A 19,148-nucleotide genomic window follows, 5' to 3' on the forward strand; every position below is an offset into this window, starting at 1 on the left:
TTTTAAAATTCAATTTTATTTCGTCCACTATTTTTTGCATAATATAACTTTTGATCAGCTATCATAATATACTCATCAAGAAAATGTTTTTTATAATAAGATTCAGGATGAACTTCAATTAAACCCATACTAACAGTAGTTTCAATGCTTTTTCCATTAAATTTCAAAACATTTTTCTTAAAGTCTTTACGAATTTTTTCTAAAACTTTAAATCCATTTGTTTTGTCTATAGCTGGCAATATTATAGTAAATTCTTCTCCTCCGTAACGAATGATAATGTCAGAATTTCGAATATGTTTTTTTACTATATCTACAAAATGTTTAAGGACCTTGTCCCCTGCGACATGTCCAAATGTGTCATTAATTTTCTTGAAATTATCCAAATCACACATAGCGAGAACAAAAGAGTTGTTTGTTGCCAAAGATAGCTCATACTGATTCATAAATATACTTTTTAAGCCTCGACGGCTTACAGCTCCCGTTAATGAGTCTTTTGATATTTGTTTATTTATTAACATATTGTCTATTAATGCTAGCTCAGTTCCAATACTTAGAGAGATAAACTCACATTTTTCAAGGTATGTTAAGAGGACATGACTTTCATCACGCTTTAAATGATTTATCATTTTTTTTGCATCATTGATAAGCCACTTTCCAAAATCACATTTCTCTTCATCTAGCTCTGGAAAGTTTTTTGATTTTTTATCTTTTATAGAATTTGCAAGTTTATTAGCCATAAAAGATGTGCTTCATAGTAAATGATATTCTTTTTTTCTCCTATATCTGCTAGGGAATTTATTCGAACATTATTCATAGATAAAAGACTTCCTATATATTCTTCTAAATATACGCTGGCAACCTTATTCCCTACATCATTAAAAAAAGATAAAAGGTTTATGATGTTTGAGTTGATGTTTTTTTTAGTAACGTTAGAAATCAAAATATTTTTAAGACCATGTATGTCGTTTATCATCAAAACATATGGTAGGTTAATAGATATTTTATATTTAGCTATATTTTCAAAATCTTTTAAAACATCAGTATATTTAAAATCACCATTTATAGTGGTTAATATTTTTCTATAATGGCCTGATATTATTGTTATTTTATCTTCATTATAAGTATTCAAACAAGAGGTATATCTATCTAAAAATTCTTCTAATAGAGTGTCTATGTTATCTTGAAAAAACTATGAAACATAATTTTTCACAGGAAATCCTATTGTTAAGCTTATAAAATTAATAGATTAAATTATTAGCATGGCATCGCCATAAGAGTAAAAACGATATCTGTTTTCAATAGCGATTTTATAGAGCTCTTGAGCTTTATCTACACCTACAAAAGATGCCACCAGCATAAGTAAAGTTGATTTCGGAAGATGAAAATTTGTAAGTAGATGATTTACTCTTAATGGTTTGTTGTTTGGGTGTAAAAAGAGGTTTGCTTCTCCTCTTTGTATAGATTTGTGCCTTGCATAAAACTCTATGGTTCTTGTTGAAGTTGTTCCGACACTTAATATTGGTATATCAGAATCGAGTAATTCTTTTGCTTTGTCAGAAATATCATAATATTCAGAGTGCATTGGGTGATCGGTTATCGTCTCTGCTTCAACAGGCTTGAAGGTTCCGCTTCCTACATGTAGGGTTACAAAAGCGTGATCAAAAGCTGAACACACTCTTTTGTGTTGTTCATGTGTAAAGTGTAGAGATGCAGTTGGTGCAGCAACTGCCCCCTCATTTACAGCAAATACACTCTGGTACTCACTCTCATCCTCTTTATTGTCTTCCCTTTGAATATATGGAGGTAGCGGTACGTGACCAATCTTGTCTATTATTGGAAGTATATCTTCAAATCTAAGTAGTTTTTCATCGCTAAAAAAATGGACAACTCTGCTTCCGTCGTCATTTAACTCTTTTACATGTGCAGACAAATATTTATCAAAGAATATTTCAGAGTCTATTTTTACTTTTCCTCGTATATATACATTGACATCATGGGCATTTAGCGCTCTATTTATAAGAAGTTCAAGTTTGCCACCGCTTTGTTTTTTGCCAAATAGTCTAGCTTTTATTACCTTTGTGTCATTAAAGATTAGTGCACAGTTTTTTGGAATAAAATTTTCAAACTCTGAGAAAGTTGTATGTGTGGTTTCATTTGTCTTACGATTATAGACTAGTAGTTTAGCACTATCTCTTGGAGAAGCTGGATGAGTAGCTATAAGTTCACTTGGGAGAGTGAAGTCATAGCTAGAGGTTAAAAGTTCTTTACTTCTCACTTATCTTCGTTTATCGCTTTAAGCTCATCAAGTAGATTTACTTCTTCTTCATCCTCATCTTCCTCTTCAAGAGGTGGGGCAGGGTTTACCATTCTAACTATAAGAATAGAAAATCCATAAAGAATTACGAGTGGTCCAGCCATTAATAGCTGAGTTAATACATCTGGAGGAGTTAGCATCGCTGCAACTACAAATATAATAATTACTGCATATTTGAAAAAATCTCTCATCATCCTGTCATCTATCATACCTAAAAGTGCTAGAAAGTATGCAAAAATAGGTAATTCAAAAGCTATTCCAAAACCAAACATAATCTTTGTGAAAAAACCAACATAATCTTCTATATTAATAAGTGGGGTAAACTTGAAACTACCAAAGGTAATTAAAAAATCAAAACCAAAAGGGGTAACAACATAGTATGCGAATAAAACTCCAAGTGCAAACATTGTTGTTCCGCCTAGAATGAAAGGGATAATCATCTTTTTTTCATTTGCATATAGAGCAGGGGCGATAAACATCCAAATTTGAGCTAGAATGATTGGCAAGGCACCTACAATAGCAGCGAAGAAAGAAACCTTAAGTGCTACGAAAAACGCACCACCAATTTGGCTAGTTGTTACTTTACCATCTATCGCATGGTTGATGCCGCTAGCGTCTTGTACAGATTTTTTACCAACTTCTATTAGTGCATTGTTTAGTGGTTCAACCATCCAATTTAAAATTGGTTCATGAAAGTAAAACATTACAAAAAACATAACAATAAGGCTAGCAACTGAGATACCTAGTCTTTTTCTTAACTCAACTAAGTGTGGTTTTATTTCATCAAACATCTGTATCTTCTTTTATGGCATCACTCTTTTTTTTCTTTACAAGAGTTACTTCTTCCGGTTTATTTTCTGTTTGCTGAACGCTATCTTTTGGTGTATCAAAGAAGCCATCATCTGTTTGTAAATCATCATCATCAAGAGTTGTTAATTTTGCAGCCATACTTTTAATGTCAGTTGCACTTTTTACCTTGTTACCTGCATCAAGAAGCTCTTTTTTATATGAAAGAGCTTCTTCTTTCATCTCTTTAACATTCAACTCTTCTTCTATCGACTCTTTCATTGAGCCAATAGTGTTTTTAGCACTTCTTAAAAATTTTGCTATCTCTACCATAGCACTTGGTAACTTATCTGGACCAAGAAACAAGATGGCGATAACAGCAATAATCATTATCTCTGTAAAACCCATACCAAACATAAAATATCCTCTGAATTATAAACTTTTAATTAAAGGTAGGAGTTTATCTAAAGAATAATTAAACTACGATATAAACAGTGCAATCTCATCTGCTAAAAGATAGTCTATGTTATAAAAAGTGCCATTTTCAAAAGTTAGCTTGTTCTCATTAACTAAAAGATTTGCTTTGTCTAGCTCATTTTTATTTAAAATACTTTCATTAACACCAATGCAAGAGCGAAGTCCTAAAAAAATTTGTTCTATTTTTTTATCTTCAGGCATTAATATTTCTGTTCTTATATCAAGTGGATTTTTAATATAATTTTCTAGATTACAGGTAGGATAAAATCTTTGTAAATCAAGCTTGCCTACAGCGCCACTTCCTAATCCTATATAGTCTTTATACCCCCAGTAACCGAGGTTGTGAACACTTCTGTATGAACCAAAATTACTTATCTCGTACTGTTTGAAGCTACTCCCTTGCAGCTCATTAAAAAGCCATTTGGTAAGTTTGAGAGTCTCTTTTGACATGTGAGATTTTGACTCAAAAGGAGTTCCCTCTTCGATGGTTAATGCATAAGCACTTAAATGATTTATTGGCAAAGAAAAAGCAGTTTCAACATCGTTTAATAAGAGCTCTTTTGTGTCGCCCAGAGTTGCATATATTAAGTCTAATGAAATATTTTTAAAACCTATATCTTTAGCATTTTTAACTGCCTCTATTGCTTGGGTTTGCGTGTGGGCACGATTAAGAAGTTTGAGTTTATCTTTGTTAAAACTCTGCACACCAAAACTTAAGCGGTTTATTCCAAGATTGTACATACCACTTAGCCACTCTGGTGTTGCACTGTTTGGATTGGCCTCAGAAGTTATCTCTATATCAGGTTTTAAATATGGTTTTATAGTTTTAAAAATATTTTCATATAAACTAGGTTCTATTGTTGATGGTGTACCGCCACCGATAAAAATAGATTCTATCTCTTTTTCTTGAGCATTAAACCTTTTTAGTTCATAATCTAGTTGAACATTTAAAGCTTTCATATACTCATTTTTGAGATGAAATTTATCAACATAAGAGTTGAAGGCACAATAAGAACATTTTGAATCACAAAATGGAATGTGAATATAAAGTAGCATGTTTCCTCATTTTAATTTAGAGTTTTCTTTGTATTTTATTTTGAAACACTGTTTAAAGTTTCAATAATCTCATCCATTTTATGGCTTATTAAACTAACTTCGTCTGAAATATCTTATCTAACATTATAGTTTAATGACTCAGAAGTCTCAGAGATAGATTGAATTAGGATAATTAGTAGTTGCTAAATTCTCCATAAAATAGATTTTATAATTGTATTGTACTGTATCTCTCTCGTTAAAAAATGGAAAAATAAATTTTACTTAAATAGTAAAGAAAGGAATTAGTTTATTTTAATAGCATATTATGTATAATCACGTTAATTATAATGTAGGTGCTTTTATGAGTAAAAAAGAGTTATATCGTCCAAATGTTGCAATGATAATAGTTTCAAATAATTATCCTGACAAAAAAGAGATATTTTTGGCACAAAGGAATGATTTGCGAGATATTTGGCAGTTTCCTCAGGGTGGAATCGATGATGGAGAAGAGGTTCAAGAAGCTCTTTTTCGTGAGTTAGAAGAGGAAATCGGAACAAATAAGGTTAAGATAGTTTCAGAATATCCAGAGTGGATTTCTTATGATTTCCCTCCTAAAGTAGCTGAAAAGATGAAGCCTTTTATTGGACAAAAGCAGAGATACTTCCTAGTTAAGTTAAAAAAAAATGCACTAATTGATATCAATACTTCGCACCCAGAGTTTAGTGACTACAAGTTTGTATGTGTCGATGAAGTGTTAGGCTTGAGTGCAAGTTTTAAGCAGAGTGTGTATGAAATAGTAATAAAATATTTTAAAAATGAGGGTTTTTTGTAGATGTTAATAGTACAAAAATTTGGCGGCACAAGTGTAGGTGATTTGGATCGCATACAAAATGTGGCTAATCGCGTAAGTGAAACTAAAAAAGCTGGAAATGATGTGGTTGTAGTTGTTTCTGCTATGAGTGGGGAGACTAACAAGCTGGTTGGATACGCTGAACACTTTTCATCTAATCCCTCAAGAGCTGAGATGGACATGTTGCTAAGCTCAGGAGAGAGAGTGACAGCCTCACTTCTTTCAATTGCATTAAACGAGATGGGATTTTCCGCGGTTGCAATGACTGGGAGAAAAGCTGGGATTATTACAGATAGTCTTCATACAAAAGCCCGCATTGAAGAGATTAACCCTGATGTTATGATCAGTGCTATTAAAGATGGTAAAATCATAGTAGTGGCTGGTTTTCAAGGGGTAAATGAAAATGGTGACGTTACAACTCTTGGTCGTGGTGGAAGTGATTTAAGTGCTGTTGCAATTGCTGGAGCTATAAAAGCAGATTTATGTGAGATATATACGGATGTTAGCGGAATATACACGACAGACCCTCGCATAGAACCAAAAGCAAAAAAACTTGATAATATCTCTTATGATGAGATGTTGGAACTAGCAAGTCTGGGTGCTAAAGTGCTTCAAAATCGTTCAGTTGAATTAGCAAAAAAATTAAATGTAAATTTAGTTACAAGAACAAGCTTCTCTAACGAAGAGGGAACATTAATAACTAAGGAAGAAAATATTATGGAAAAACCGTTAGTAAGCGGAATCGCACTAGATAAGAATCAAGCTCGTATCTCATTAATGGGTGTAATTGACAGACCAGGAATAGCATCTGAGATTTTTAGTAAATTAGCATTAAATGATGTTAATGTAGATATGATTATTCAAAACAAAGCTCATGATGGCACTACAAATATTGACTTCACAGTACCTGTAGGTGATTTGTATGAGGCTAAAGGGGTTGTTGATACATTTGTTCAAAAAGGCGATGTTAAAGATGACTCTTATAATGAAAAAATATGTAAAGTTTCTGTTGTTGGTGTTGGCATGAAATCACATGCGGGCGTAGCAGCTAAAGCATTTTCTGCAATGGCGGTAGAAAGTATAAATATAAATATGATCTCTACTTCAGAGATAAAAATATCTATGGTAGTAGATGAAAAATATGCAGAACTAGCTGTTAGAAGTCTCCATAATGCATACGAGCTAGATAAATAATAGATGCAGGATTTTGCACAGTGGAGCTTAGATACTATTAGGGAAGAGGGTAGTAGTTTTAGTTGGTTGGAAGAACAGAGATTTGACTGGACAACGACTACTTCACAGGCCTTGGAACAAATTTTAAACGGCAAAACAATTATTTTAATAACCGACAGAAGCAGAAAATGGCTAGAGACATACATACTTTGTCTTATTAACAGCGAGAGACAAGATCGACCACTCATTCCTGTTATCAGCATTGATAGTATGTACAAGCACTACAACAGCGTAAGTGGTGGTGAGATGATTGATGTGCTAGAAGATATGATTTCACTTTCACATAAACATGATTACTTCTTTTGGTATATTGGTAAAGGTGATGATAAAAGAGCAGACATAGCAAAAAGAAAAGATAACAGTTATTTTTGGATATTTGATGAAGATTATCTAAATGCTTTTAATCTAAGGTCATATGACAAGTCTCTTGATATAAAACTATTGCAACTCTACCGTCTTTTTGATGCATCTCTAAATTCAGCGATGTTTGGAGAGGTAGATGTTAATTCATGATTCTAAAAAAGGGTATATATTAATCTCTACGGAGATAGAATCTGAGTTTGAGAGACTGTCCCAAGAACTAAAGCCAAACCGCGTAGTAGGCTTTATAGAAGATGACTTTAAGATAGAACATGCAAAAGCTGTTGTGGCTGAAGCCTATATAAGTGAATCTCAAACTAAATACATAATTATTGGCTCATCGAGTTTCACTAATGTAGCACAAAACTCACTTCTTAAGGTTTTAGAAGAACCCCCTAAAAACATAGAATTTATAATCATTTCCCCTACAAAATCAAACCTGCTTCCAACAGTTCGATCAAGATTGCCTATTGTAAAGGGTAAAAAAATTCACAGCGTACAAAATATAGAACTAAACCTTGCAAGGATTGACTATGCAGAAGTTTTTTCATTTTTAAAAAGCAATGCAAGAATAACAAAATCAGATGCTAAAGTTCTAGTAGAAGCACTTTACTATCGTGCCACTGTTGTTGACATGCTAATACTTTCAATCTCTCAACTAGAGAATTTTGATAAAGCTTATAGACTTTTAGAGCTAAACTCAAGGCCACAAAGTGTACTAGCTCTTATACTGATGAGTTTTGTAGGAGATAAAAATGCAGGTTAATAAATTATCAAGCTCAATTGATGCTAAAAAATATTTAAACAATCTTGGAGTAGACAGCGGCGGAGTGAACATTCTCTCTTCAAAAATGTCGCATCATATTATTTATATAAAAGAGCTACATGTAGGCGGTGCAAATATACTAAAACAGGATGCTCTTAGCATAGGAGCAGACTTGGCAGTGCCTCGCGGAACTGTTATTGCTAAAACTCTACATGTAGACTGCATACTTATTGCTACAACTGCTCAGTTGAAAACTCTTAGTAAAAAAGAGTTGGCTCAACCTTTTGGACTAAAAGAGCTGGCTAGTAAACTGCAAGATATATTAAAAGTTTCAAAGCCTTTACATGTAGATGTTATGGGTGTAATAAATGCTAACGACGATAGCTTTTTCTCAGCTTCTAGATTTAATGGCAGTGATGCAATAAATAAAATAGAGCAGATGATAGAAGATGGTGCGCATATTATAGATATCGGAGGGGTTTCATCTGCTCCAAACTCTCTACATGTAGAGAGTTATGAAGAGCTAAGAAGAGTAAAACCAATAATTGATGTGATTAAAAAAATGAAACTTTATGAAAAAGTAAAGTTTAGTATCGACAGCTATGAGCCAAAGGTAATCTCCTATGCCCTTGATGGCGGTTTTAAAATAGTTAATGATATTACAGGTTTAGAAAATGATGAGGTCTGTAAACTTTGCGCATCCTACAATGCTACTGCCGTTATAATGCATATGCAGGGTTCTCCTCAAACAATGCAGAAGAATCCTCAATATGAAGATATCTTAAGTGACGTTTACTCATTTTTGGAAAATAGAATTAAAAAAGCTGAATCTTTTGGAATAAATGACATAATTGTCGATATAGGCATAGGTTTTGGCAAAACGCTTGAAGACAACCTTATGTTGATTAAACACTTGGAACACTTTTTAACTCTGAATAAACCTATACTTGTAGGTGCCTCAAGAAAGTCAATGATAGATAAAATCTCATCTTCTTTACCTCACGAGAGGCTGGCAGGTAGTTTGACTTTACATCTAGAAGCAGTTAAAAATGGTGCTTCTATGCTCCGTGTGCATGACGTAGGTGAGCATATTCAAGCTATAAAAGTACAAGAAGCTATAAACGGCATATAAAAGGTATAAATATGAGATTTCCAATAATCGGAGACATAGCAAGTAAATCGGTAATATTTATTGATGTTAAAAGTTCAATGTCAGATGCGATAGAGATGATGTTTAAGAACGGACATAGAAATATAATAATAAAAGATAATGATGTTTTTCGTATTTTGACTGTTGTTGATATTTTAAACATACAATCTAAAAACATAGATTTAGAAGCTCCAATAAAAGATTTTAAATTATCAATAGTTCCTACGATAAATAGATATAAAAATGTCTTAGATACAATAGAATTTTTAAATGGCAGTGTAGAGTATATATGTGTAACAAATGAAGATGGCTCGTTATATGGATTAGTTACTCATACTGATATTACAAGCAATATTGATCCAGATACACTTATGGATAACTACCGTCTGCATGATCTTTTAAGACTTGGCAGTAGAATGAAGTGGGTAAACAAAGATGATAAAACATCTACTTTACTCAGCGAAATGACTTCAAGCTCATTCGATAATGTAATTGTTGTTGAAGATTCAAGGCCTCTTGGTATATTAACAACAAAAGATGTTATGAAACTAATAAAAGATAGTAAAAAGCTTGATTTGCCTATTAGTACATATATGTCATCACCGGTTAATACTATAAACAAAAGCGCTTCTATTAAAGAGGCTCTTGATTTTATAAAACAAATGCATTATAAAAGAGTCGTAGTTGTTGATGATGAAGGGCTTTTAGTTGGAATAGTTTCACAAAAGGAGCTTATCTCTTTGACATACTCAAGATGGGCTATGCTTATGAAAGAGTATCATGAAGAGCTTACAGAGATAAACTCAATGCTGGAAAATAAAAACAGAGAATATGCGGAGATGGCTTCAACAGACTCTTTAACAGGATTGTATAATCGTCATAAGTTTAGTGAACTTTTTCTCTCATCATATGCATCGATGACACAAAGAGAGAATGATATGTCTTTGATAATTTTGGATATAGACTATTTTAAAAAAATAAATGATAATTTTGGTCATAATGCCGGTGATAAAGTTCTTATTCAAGTCTCTCATTCACTGTTAAAAACCTTAAGAAATTTAGATATTATTTGTAGATGGGGTGGAGAGGAGTTTATTATTCTTCTTCCAACTGCCAGTTTAGAAAAGGCCATATACTTAGCAGAAAAGTTAAGAGTTTATATTCGGGAATTAGACTTAGGTGCCATTGGTACTATTAGTGCTAGCTTTGGTGTATCACAGGTAAGGATAGGTGAAAGTATGGAAAGCGTTGTTGACAGAGCAGATAAAGCTTTGTATTTAGCTAAAAACTCTGGAAGAAATTGTGTTAGAACGGAGTTAGATTTATAGTTTAAGTTACAACGATATTAATGTTTCCACATGTTAAACATGTGGAAACACGATTGAATCTACTCTATTTCAGCGTCGATAACATCTTCATCATTTTTCTTTTTCTTTTGGTCAGCTTCACCAGCCTCACCGCCTTCTTCTTCTTTTTTATACATCTGCTCAGCCATTTTATGAGAAGCTTCAGTTAATACTTTTACTTTCTCTTCAATTTGCTCTTTGGTTGCAGACTCATCTTTTAGAGTATCTTTTAAGTCAGTTACTGCAGCTTCAATTTTAGCTTTCTCTTCAGCATCGATTTTATCACCGATTTCACCTAAAGATTTTTCAGTTTGAGTTATCAGTGCATCAGCTTGATTTTTAAGGTCAACTAACTCTTTTCTTTTTGAATCTTCAGCTTTGTGCTCTTCAGCATCTTGAACCATTTTATTGATCTCTTCTTCGCTTAACCCTGATGATCCAGAGATAGTGATTGATTGAGATTTACCAGTACCTTTATCAGTTGAGCTAACGGTTAAAATACCGTTTGCATCAATGTCAAAAGTTACTTCGATTTGTGGAACACCTCTTGGAGCTGCCGCAATGTTTCCTAGCTCAAAAAGACCTAAAGATTTGTTATCTTTAGCGAATTCTCTCTCACCTTGACCTACTGAGATAGAAACAGCTGGTTGGTTATCTTCTGCAGTTGAGAAAACTTGAGATTTTTTAACTGGAATAGTTGTACCTTTTTCAATAATCTTAGTCATAACTCCACCAAGAGTCTCAATACCAAGTGAAAGAGGAGTAACATCTAGAAGAAGAACATCTTTAACATCTCCTCTAAGAACACCACCTTGAATAGCAGCACCCGCAGCAACAACTTCATCAGGGTTTACACTTTTGTTTAGTGTTTTACCACCAAAGTATGCTGAAACCATCTCTTGTGCTTTTGGAACACGGATTGAACCACCAACCATGATAATCTCTTTGATATCACTGTTTTCTAAACCAGACTCTTTCATTGCTGTTTTGATGTGATCAATAGTCTCTTCTACTAGTTCTTCAATCATACCTTCAAATTTAGCACGAGTAAGTTTGATAACAAGATGCTGAGGTCCAGCTTCTGTCATAGTAATAAATGGTAAGTTGATCTCAGTTTCAGTAGATGAACTTAGCTCTTTTTTAGCATTCTCGGCAGCATCTTTTAGACGTTGTAGAGCCATTTTATCATTTTTAAGATCTATTCCATGTGTGTTTTTAAACTCACTGTTTAAGAAGTCAACGATTTTATTGTCAAAATCATCACCACCTAAAAATGCATTACCATCAGTTGAAAGAACTTCAAAAGTACCGTCAGAAATTTCTAAAACAGTAACATCAAATGTTCCACCACCAAGGTCATATACAAGTACATTCTCTTCAGCTTTGCTCTCTAAACCATAAGCAAGAGCAGAAGCAGTTGGCTCATTAATAATACGAAGAACATTAAGACCAGCAATAGTTCCAGCATCTTTTGTTGCTTTTCTTTGTGCATCATTAAAGTATGCTGGAACTGTTATAACTGCATCAGTTACAGTTGAACCTAAATAACTCTCAGCATCTTCTTTTAATTTAGAAAGAATCTTAGCAGAAATCTCTTGCGGAGTGTAGATTTTACCATCTACATCAACAGCTGCTGAACCATCTTTATCTACTATATTGTAAGTTACTTTATCGTGTGCTGCTTTAGCATTCTCTTCACTCATCATAAGACCCATAATTCTCTTGATTGAAGAGATAGTCTTATTTGGGTTTGTGATTGCTTGACGCTTAGCTGGATCTCCTACTAAAACTTCACCTTTATCTGTAAATGCTACAACTGATGGAGTAGTATTCTTTCCCTCTTTGTTTGGGATGATTTTTGCTTCACCACCCTCATAAACTGCTACACATGAATTTGTTGTTCCTAAATCTATACCAATTACTTTACTCATTATAATTTCCTTAATTTTATTTCATAAAATGAAGCAAATTCATTCGCTCCATCTATTAGTCCGTGAAAGGAACTAGTCCCTTTCACTCCGCTTGCGCCACTAAGGCGACTAAAGTTAGATGCTATTGCATCATTTTTTGTCTAACTTGTTTTTTTGTTCTCATTCTTAGCTTGGGAATGTATTTTTATTAATTCGCAACTATAACCATAGCTTCACGCAGTGGTCTCTCTTTATACTTATAACCAGTTTGAAAAGTTTGAACTATATTCCCAGACTCAACATCTTCACTATCTACACTTTGAATAGCGTTATGGATGTTTGGATCAAATGGTTCATCGTGTGAAACCATAGTAACACCATGCTTTTCTAAAGATGTACTAAGCTGCTTGAGCGTAAGTTCTATACCCTCTTTTAGTTTTTCATAATGTTCTACCGGGTCTGCAACACCAGCTGTAGAAGATAGTGCCATTTGAAGTGCATCCATAACTGGAATCATATCTTTGGCAAACTTCTCATTTGAGTATTCAACCGCTGTATATTTTTCACGCTCTAAGCGTTTTTTGATGTTGTCAAAATCAGCATGCACACGTGCATATTTGTCTTTAAGAGCTATAAGCTCTTCTTGTAAAAGATCAAATTCATTTTCAACTGCTTCCGCCTCTGCTTCTGCTTCATCTATATTTTCCTCTTCATTAATCAGAGGTTCGTTTTGTGATTCTTCATCATTTTCTTTTGACATAGTTGTTAAATTACTCCTTTTTTAAAAATATACTAGCATTATACATATTGAGTGTAACAATGTCAAGTACTATCTAAATAATTTTACTTAAGTAAGTTTAGTCTATTGGTATCAAGTATTACTCTTTGTAAAATATATTAATTAGTGTATCATTATATATCATGTATATATGGAGAAACTATGAAGTATTTCGCTTGGATAATAGGAATTTTAGTGGCATTTTTTGTTACTGCTTACGTAATGGCTTTTACATCTATAGGAAATGGGATGCTTGCACCTACTATAGAAGCTAAAATAAGAGAACAGACAAAACTAGACTCTAAACTTAGAGTATTTTCGCTTAGCATGAGTGATTTTGAAATTGAATTAGAATTAAATAAAAATAATATTCTCACAATTAATGGAAAATACTCTCTGTTTAAAGAAAATTTCAATATTGAATATAAAGTAAAGCTAAATGAGCTTAAAACTTTAAAATCTCTTACCGGGACAGAGTTAAATAAATCTTTATATACTAGTGGAATCATTAAAGGAAATATTGCATTTGTAGAAATAGACGGAGTTTCTGATTTAGCACAAAGTAACACAACTTACCATATAGAATTAACAGATTTAAATCCTACCTCCATAATTGCTAGAGTTAAAGATTTGAAATTAGCATCGCTTTTAGATATGACTTCTCAAAGTGCTTATGCAAGTGCAGATGTAAACCTTGATATAAATTTTAAAAATATAAATCTACATGCATTGGATGGAAATATAATTTTAAGTACAAAAAATGGCATAATTGATCCGACACTAATGAAGAGTGATTTTAATGTAACTATTCCAAAAACTACTTTTTTTATGAATCTAGATGCAAAATTAAAAGGTGATTATATAGATTACAGTTGTGAACTTGCCTCAAATTTATTTAATATTAATAGTTCGGGAAAAGTTCTCCCAGAGCCTTTTAAAACAGATGCCAAGTACTCTTTAAATATCAAAGAACTTGCAGTTTTAAAACCAATTACCGGTGCAGATATTAGAGGAGTTTTTAAACTAAGAGGAATAGTTAATGGAACTAAAGAAAAGCTAACAGTTAAAGGAGAGAGTGATGTAGCTTCTTCAACTACTAAGTTTGAAGCAGTATTAAAAGATTTTTCTCCCGCAAAAGTTAAAGCAAGTGTAAAAAATATGCAACTTAAAAAAGTTCTTTATATGTTAAAGCAACCACACTATACTGATGGTCTAATCTCTTTAGATGCTGATATAAGTGATGCTAGAGTGGGTAAGTTAAAAGGCAAAGTAGTCTCAACTCTAAAAGATGGTGTTCTTGATTCAGAATATATAACAAAAATCTCTGAATTTAAATCTGCTATGCCTAATACTATATACAGCACAAAAACAGAGACTATTTTAGATGGCAACAATGTTGATATGAAAGTTGACTTCAATTCAAATATTGCAAATATTGATATAAAACGAGCAAGATTCAATATAAAAGACAAATCATTAAAAAGTGATTATGAGGTGGGGATTGAAGATTTGGATAAGCTTTTTTTTGCGACCAATCAGCATATGAGAGGAAAAATCATTTTAAACGGGGATTTGTCAAAAACGAAAGATTTAGATTTAACTCTACATACGAAATTGTCTGGCGGTAAAATAGATGCTAAACTTCACAATGATGATTTTAGTGCAGAGATTAAATCGGTAGATACAATTGGAGTGCTTAATATGTTGATATATCCAGAAATATTCAAATCAACATTGAATGCTAAACTGGATTATAACTTAGCATTAAGCAAGGGGGTATTGTCAGGACATGTAGCGGATGGACATTTTGTTAAAAATCAAACCTTTGATTTAATAAAACAGTACACTAAGTTTGATATGTACAGAGAATCGTTTAATGGAGATATATCAGCAAAGATAAATAAAGAAAACATACTTGCGTCACTTAATATTCGCTCTAAACAAGCTTCTATTAAGAGCACTGGCACAAAGTTAAATACAAAAACTTCTATGATAAACTCTGACATAATAGTTCAGACAAAGAAAGATACTATTACTGCAAACATAAATGGGGATGTCAACTCTCCAAAAGTTAGAGTTGATTTAGATAAGTTTCTTAAGTCTAAAGCAGGTGAGGCTGTTAAGAAAAAGATTGATAAATTATTTAAAAAGTTTTTTTAATTTATCTGCTTTTTTCAAACATAAATAATTATACATGTAGAAAGATCTGCATGTTAAGAGATGAGTCCAAAATATTGAGCTGCTTCTAACTCATCATCAGTTAAATTTTCTTTTTTGTATTCATCTTTTTCAAGCATAAGGTTTTTTATCTTTGTTTGACAAAAATCAAATAGAGTTGCTCTAGCATCTGCAAAATTATCCAAAAAACCAAGACCACTAAATTGGTATGGTTCATCTTGCTCAATACAAATCATTGTGCCGGCACATTTTTCTTCTAAAACCTCTACTAACTCTCTATAGTTAATAGCAAATTCTGTCGCATGCCAGCCAATATTCTCAAGCTCTTTATCTGAAAATTCTGCAACACCATCAGCTGTGGTGTCATCATATGTAGCCCTAGTTGTATTGAATCCTATTATTTCTTGCCAGTTTGAGAAAGCTTTTATAAGAACTCTACCACCATCTTCTACTACTTGATAGTTTTTCCCAAGTATAGATTCTAAAGCTATAGTTTGCTCATGTATTAAGGCGTTTGTCTGTTGTTGAGTATGTTTTCCTTGATAGATTAAAATATCATTAGCCGTAAATGGTTCATGAGTGATATTGCCATTTATATCAATACCAAAAAACTTTGATGAGTTAATAGCATTTATCAGGTTACTTTTGTCTGTAGTAATAATTTCTTTAAAAAGATTAAAATGTTTCATACTAATATTCCTTAATTTCTTTTAGACATTATAAAAGTTTTTGCTTTATTTTAGTATAATGCCAAAAAATTCTTAAGCACTTAAGCTTAATAGTATGTAAGGAAAAACAATGGCATTAGACGTTTATTATGATAAAGACTGTAATATAGACATTATCAAAGGCAAAAAAGTTGCAATGATAGGTTTTGGTTCACAAGGTCACGCACACGCAGAGAACTTAAGAGACAGCGGTGTAGAAGTGTGTGTCGGTCTTCGTAAAAATGGTTCTTCATGGGCAAAAGCTGAAGCTAAAAACTTTGAAGTTTTAACAGTTGCGGAAGCTACTGCTAAAGCAGATGTAATAATGATTCTTCTTCCAGATGAAAATCAAGCAGAAATCTATACAAATGAAATTGCTCCAAACTTAAAAGATGGTGCTACTATCGCTTTTGGTCACGGTTTTAACATTCACTATGGAAGAATTCACCCAGCAGCAAATATAAATGTAACTATGATTGCTCCTAAGGCTCCAGGACATACTGTTCGTTCAGAATTTGTTCGTGGTGGCGGTATTCCAGACTTAATCGCTATCGGTCAAGATCCAAGTGGTCAAACTAGAGAGTTAGCTCTTTCTTATGCTTCAGCAATCGGTGGCGGTAGAACTGCAATTATTGAGACAACTTTCAAAGATGAGACAGAAACTGACTTATTCGGAGAACAAGCTGTTTTATGTGGTGGTGCTACAGCATTAGTTCAAGCTGGTTTTGAAACATTAACAGAGGCTGGCTATGCTCCTGAACTTGCATACTTTGAGTGTCTTCACGAACTTAAACTAATCGTTGACTTAATGTTTGAGGGTGGTATCGCTGATATGAGATACTCTATCTCTAATACTGCTGAATACGGTGATTATGTTTCTGGTAAACGTGTTATCAATCAAGAGTCTAAAGATGCTATGAGAGAAATTCTTAAAGAGATTCAAGATGGTAGATTTGCTAAAGACTTCATTTTAGAAGGTCAATCAGGTTATCCTCGTATGAATGCTGAGCGTACAAATGCTAGAGCTTCATTAATCGAGCAAACAGGTGTTAATCTTAGAGAGATGATGCCATGGATTTCAAAAAACAAAATCGTAGACACTTCTAAAAACTAAAAACAAAAAACTAAAAAATCGGCGCATCTTTTGCGTCGTTTACTACTAAAGTATAACTCACCTCTTAAAATCTCAAAAAAAACTGTCTGATTTAAAATAGTACAAATATTAATATCTAAATTGATGAAGTTTACCATTATCTAAACTCTTCTTTGCTAAAATTCCATAAATTTAATTTCTTCATTGCTATCTTACCGATAGGTAAAGCTTTAGTGATAGGAATTTTCATAGGAATTCACTTCCTATGAAAAGGAGACAAGTATAGTGAAAAGAGCATTAGTTAGTGTTAGCGATAAAAGCGGTGTAGTTGAGTTTTGTAAATCTCTTGTAAGTAACGGTTATGAGATTATCTCAACTGGCGGAACTTATAAAAAGTTGGTCGAAAGTGGTGTAAAAGCTATTGAGATTGATGAAGTAACAAAATTTCCTGAGTGTTTCGAAGGACGTGTAAAAACTCTGAACCCTTATGTTCATGGCGGAATTTTACATAGACGTGACAAGCAGTCACATCTGGATCAAGCAAAAGAGTTGGGCGTTGAGTCTATTGACTTAGTCTGTGTAAACCTTTACCCATTTAAAGAGACTATTGAAAGAACTGATGACTTTGATGACATCATAGAAAATATAGACATCGGTGGACCTGCAATGGTTCGCTCTGCTGCAAAAAACTTTGATAGCGTAATCATTGTAACTGATGTAGAAGACTACTCTACAGTTATCAGCAATATCGAAAATGAAGCTAATACAGTTGAATTTAGACGTGCTATGATGATAAAAGCGTATGAGCACACAGCTGCATACGACAGCATGATTGCAAACTATATGAATGAGCGTTTTAACAAAGGTTTTGGTGAGAAGCAGTTCATCGTTGGAAATAAAGTTATGGATACTCGTTATGGTGAAAACCCTCATCAAAAAGGTGCTTTATATGAGTTTGACAAACACTACTCAAACAACTTTACAACACTAAAAGGTGAAGCTAGTTTCAATAATATGAATGACTTAAGTGGCGCTGTTAAAATTGCATCTGCATTTGGTGATGAAAATGCTGTCTGTATAACTAAGCATGGTAATCCGTGTGGTTTTGCTATTAAAGATACATTGTTAGAGGCTTATGAAGAAGCACTTAAATGTGATCCTGTTTCTGCTTTTGGCGGTGTTGTTGCTGTTAACGGTACTGTAAATAAAGAGTTAGCAGAAAAAATGAATGAGATATTTTTAGAAGTTGTTATCGCTGGTCGTATAACTCCTGAAGCTCAAGAGGTTTTTGAAAAGAAAAAGAGAATCAAGCTTTTTGAGATGGGAAATGATAAGTTAGTTCTTGCAAACGATAAAAAAGACTTCAAACATATCGATGGTGGTTTTGTATACCAAGATGCCGACAAAGTTGGTGAAGATGAAGTTAAAAATGCAAAACTTGTAAGTAAAAACTCTGCAACAGTACAAGAGTTAAAAGATATGGAAATAGCTTATAAAGTAGCATCTCTTACAAAATCAAACTGTGTTGTATATGTTAAAAACTCTGCAATGGTAGCTGTTGGTATGGGTATGACTTCTCGTGTTGATGCAAGCCAGTGTGCGCTTAAAAAAGCAAAAGATATGGGTCTTGATGTAACTGGTGCAGCTCTTGCATCTGAAGCATTTTTCCCATTTCGTGATAGCATTGACGCAGCTGCAGCAGCTGGTGTGAAGAGTGTTATTGAGCCTGGTGGTTCTATCCGTGATGAAGAAATTATAGATGCTGCAAATGAGTTTGGCATGTCTCTATATTTCTCAGAAATCCGCCACTTTTTACATTAAAATAAAAATAGCAACGTACTTTCAGCGTTGCTACACTCGTCATGCACAATAGTGCACTCACTCACTATGCGCCTTGAAATTACATTACTATTTTTATTTTAATAAATTTATTTAATAGTGAAAATATCCATAAGGCAACTACTTACTTATTTGCTTACACACCACCAATAGAAGAATATGGTTTTGTTTATTGGCGGTTATAAAAACTAATAGAATAATCACGATGATTATTCGGTTTTTATCCTCGGAGAATTTACATGGATGTAAATTTGAGAATGAGCCAAAAAATGAAATCAGATTTTTCGAAACAACAACTTGATTGACATCCACTCAACCCTTATGAT

18 protein-coding genes are annotated in these 19,148 nt (G+C 33.2%); 9 read left to right on the forward strand and 9 right to left on the reverse strand.

Translation table 11 applies throughout. The annotated features are described in order from the left end of the window. Positions 1–2: 2 nt before the first annotated feature. The 6 genes from HUE87_RS12620 to hemW form a co-directional block, all read right to left on the reverse strand. The gene (locus HUE87_RS12620; protein ID WP_229855200.1) at positions 3–737 is read right to left on the reverse strand and encodes a sensor domain-containing diguanylate cyclase; all 735 of its coding nucleotides are present in this window, start codon (positions 735–737) and stop codon (positions 3–5) included. Next, entirely contained in the window at positions 710–1,129 is a 420-nt protein-coding gene (locus tag HUE87_RS12625; protein WP_229855201.1) for a hypothetical protein, read from the reverse strand. The genes HUE87_RS12620 and HUE87_RS12625 overlap by 28 nt, the downstream gene beginning before the upstream one ends. A gap of 117 nt (positions 1,130–1,246) precedes the next feature. After that, positions 1,247–2,275: a tRNA preQ1(34) S-adenosylmethionine ribosyltransferase-isomerase QueA gene (queA, locus tag HUE87_RS02755; RefSeq protein WP_194367218.1), complete on the reverse strand. Its 1,029-nt coding sequence runs from the start codon at positions 2,273–2,275 to the stop codon at positions 1,247–1,249. Beyond that, entirely contained in the window at positions 2,272–3,105 is an 834-nt protein-coding gene (gene tatC, locus HUE87_RS02760; protein ID WP_194367219.1) for a twin-arginine translocase subunit TatC, read from the reverse strand. The genes queA and tatC overlap by 4 nt, the downstream gene beginning before the upstream one ends. After that, positions 3,098–3,517 carry a Sec-independent protein translocase protein TatB gene (gene tatB / locus HUE87_RS02765; RefSeq protein ID WP_194367220.1) on the reverse strand — a complete coding sequence of 140 codons (420 nt, stop codon included), beginning with the start codon at positions 3,515–3,517 and terminating at the stop codon, positions 3,098–3,100. Before tatB ends, tatC begins: the two co-directional genes overlap by 8 nt. A 63-nt stretch (positions 3,518–3,580) precedes the next feature. Continuing rightward, positions 3,581–4,633, reverse strand: a complete 1,053-nt coding sequence (gene hemW / locus HUE87_RS02770) for a radical SAM family heme chaperone HemW (RefSeq protein ID WP_194367221.1) — start codon at positions 4,631–4,633, stop codon at positions 3,581–3,583. A gap of 340 nt (positions 4,634–4,973) precedes the next feature. On the opposite strand from hemW, the gene HUE87_RS02775 reads away from it, so the two are divergent. From HUE87_RS02775 to HUE87_RS02800, 6 genes are read left to right on the forward strand one after another with little or no spacing between them, the layout of a single operon-like run. After that, the gene (locus HUE87_RS02775) at positions 4,974–5,444 is read left to right on the forward strand and encodes an RNA pyrophosphohydrolase (RefSeq protein ID WP_194367222.1); all 471 of its coding nucleotides are present in this window, start codon (positions 4,974–4,976) and stop codon (positions 5,442–5,444) included. After that, positions 5,445–6,656 carry an aspartate kinase gene (locus HUE87_RS02780; RefSeq protein WP_194367223.1) on the forward strand — a complete coding sequence of 404 codons (1,212 nt, stop codon included), beginning with the start codon at positions 5,445–5,447 and terminating at the stop codon, positions 6,654–6,656. A gap of 3 nt (positions 6,657–6,659) precedes the next feature. Next, complete coding sequence (locus HUE87_RS02785) at positions 6,660–7,208, forward strand: HobA family DNA replication regulator (protein WP_194367224.1); 549 nt, start codon at positions 6,660–6,662, stop codon at positions 7,206–7,208. Beyond that, positions 7,195–7,821, forward strand: a complete 627-nt coding sequence (locus HUE87_RS02790; RefSeq protein WP_194367225.1) for a DNA polymerase III subunit delta' — start codon at positions 7,195–7,197, stop codon at positions 7,819–7,821. The genes HUE87_RS02785 and HUE87_RS02790 overlap by 14 nt, the downstream gene beginning before the upstream one ends. Then, the gene (gene folP / locus HUE87_RS02795) at positions 7,811–8,953 is read left to right on the forward strand and encodes a dihydropteroate synthase (RefSeq protein WP_194367226.1); all 1,143 of its coding nucleotides are present in this window, start codon (positions 7,811–7,813) and stop codon (positions 8,951–8,953) included. Before HUE87_RS02790 ends, folP begins: the two co-directional genes overlap by 11 nt. Positions 8,954–8,964: 11 nt before the next feature. Further along, a complete protein-coding gene (locus tag HUE87_RS02800) occupies positions 8,965–10,299 on the forward strand; it encodes a diguanylate cyclase (RefSeq protein ID WP_194367227.1) in 1,335 nt (444 codons plus the stop codon). A gap of 59 nt (positions 10,300–10,358) precedes the next feature. Here the strand turns inward: HUE87_RS02800 and dnaK are convergent, their stop codons facing one another. Continuing rightward, positions 10,359–12,248 carry a molecular chaperone DnaK gene (dnaK, locus tag HUE87_RS02805; protein ID WP_194367228.1) on the reverse strand — a complete coding sequence of 630 codons (1,890 nt, stop codon included), beginning with the start codon at positions 12,246–12,248 and terminating at the stop codon, positions 10,359–10,361. A 187-nt stretch (positions 12,249–12,435) separates the two neighbouring features. Continuing rightward, positions 12,436–12,987 (reverse strand): nucleotide exchange factor GrpE, encoded by a 552-nt coding sequence (gene grpE / locus HUE87_RS02810; protein ID WP_194367229.1) that lies wholly within the window; start codon positions 12,985–12,987, stop codon positions 12,436–12,438. 180 nt (positions 12,988–13,167) lie between these two features. On the opposite strand from grpE, the gene HUE87_RS02815 reads away from it, so the two are divergent. Further along, positions 13,168–15,165 carry an AsmA family protein gene (locus HUE87_RS02815; protein ID WP_194367230.1) on the forward strand — a complete coding sequence of 666 codons (1,998 nt, stop codon included), beginning with the start codon at positions 13,168–13,170 and terminating at the stop codon, positions 15,163–15,165. A gap of 53 nt (positions 15,166–15,218) precedes the next feature. On the opposite strand, the gene HUE87_RS02820 is transcribed toward HUE87_RS02815, so the two are convergent. Further along, on the reverse strand, positions 15,219–15,872 hold the full coding sequence (locus HUE87_RS02820) for a hypothetical protein (RefSeq protein ID WP_194367231.1): 654 nt from the start codon (positions 15,870–15,872) through the stop codon (positions 15,219–15,221). 109 nt (positions 15,873–15,981) lie between these two features. On the opposite strand from HUE87_RS02820, the gene ilvC reads away from it, so the two are divergent. Then, a complete protein-coding gene (gene ilvC / locus HUE87_RS02825; protein WP_194367232.1) occupies positions 15,982–17,004 on the forward strand; it encodes a ketol-acid reductoisomerase in 1,023 nt (340 codons plus the stop codon). Positions 17,005–17,265: 261 nt separating this feature from the next. Then, a complete protein-coding gene (purH, locus tag HUE87_RS02830; RefSeq protein WP_194367878.1) occupies positions 17,266–18,804 on the forward strand; it encodes a bifunctional phosphoribosylaminoimidazolecarboxamide formyltransferase/IMP cyclohydrolase in 1,539 nt (512 codons plus the stop codon). Positions 18,805–19,148: the final 344 nt, after the last annotated feature.

Source organism: Candidatus Sulfurimonas marisnigri (genome assembly GCF_015265475.1).
Lineage (GTDB): Bacteria > Campylobacterota > Campylobacteria > Campylobacterales > Sulfurimonadaceae > Sulfurimonas > Sulfurimonas marisnigri.

Excerpts from the sequence above, each read along its gene's own strand:
- tatB (WP_194367220.1), bottom strand. The coding sequence starts at position 3,517 with ATGTTTGGTATGGGTTTTACAGAGATAATGATTATTGCTGTTATCGCC.
- folP (WP_194367226.1), top strand. The coding sequence starts at position 7,811 with ATGCAGGTTAATAAATTATCAAGCTCAATTGATGCTAAAAAATATTTA.
- HUE87_RS02800 (WP_194367227.1), top strand. The coding sequence starts at position 8,965 with ATGAGATTTCCAATAATCGGAGACATAGCAAGTAAATCGGTAATATTT.
- tatC (WP_194367219.1), bottom strand. The coding sequence starts at position 3,105 with ATGTTTGATGAAATAAAACCACACTTAGTTGAGTTAAGAAAAAGACTA.
- ilvC (WP_194367232.1), top strand. The coding sequence starts at position 15,982 with ATGGCATTAGACGTTTATTATGATAAAGACTGTAATATAGACATTATC.
- HUE87_RS02775 (WP_194367222.1), top strand. The coding sequence starts at position 4,974 with ATGAGTAAAAAAGAGTTATATCGTCCAAATGTTGCAATGATAATAGTT.
- HUE87_RS02780 (WP_194367223.1), top strand. The coding sequence starts at position 5,445 with ATGTTAATAGTACAAAAATTTGGCGGCACAAGTGTAGGTGATTTGGAT.
- dnaK (WP_194367228.1), bottom strand. The coding sequence starts at position 12,248 with ATGAGTAAAGTAATTGGTATAGATTTAGGAACAACAAATTCATGTGTA.
- hemW (WP_194367221.1), bottom strand. The coding sequence starts at position 4,633 with ATGCTACTTTATATTCACATTCCATTTTGTGATTCAAAATGTTCTTAT.
- HUE87_RS02790 (WP_194367225.1), top strand. The coding sequence starts at position 7,195 with ATGTTAATTCATGATTCTAAAAAAGGGTATATATTAATCTCTACGGAG.
- HUE87_RS02820 (WP_194367231.1), bottom strand. The coding sequence starts at position 15,872 with ATGAAACATTTTAATCTTTTTAAAGAAATTATTACTACAGACAAAAGT.
- HUE87_RS02785 (WP_194367224.1), top strand. The coding sequence starts at position 6,660 with ATGCAGGATTTTGCACAGTGGAGCTTAGATACTATTAGGGAAGAGGGT.
- HUE87_RS12620 (WP_229855200.1), bottom strand. The coding sequence starts at position 737 with ATGGCTAATAAACTTGCAAATTCTATAAAAGATAAAAAATCAAAAAAC.
- HUE87_RS02815 (WP_194367230.1), top strand. The coding sequence starts at position 13,168 with ATGAAGTATTTCGCTTGGATAATAGGAATTTTAGTGGCATTTTTTGTT.
- grpE (WP_194367229.1), bottom strand. The coding sequence starts at position 12,987 with ATGTCAAAAGAAAATGATGAAGAATCACAAAACGAACCTCTGATTAAT.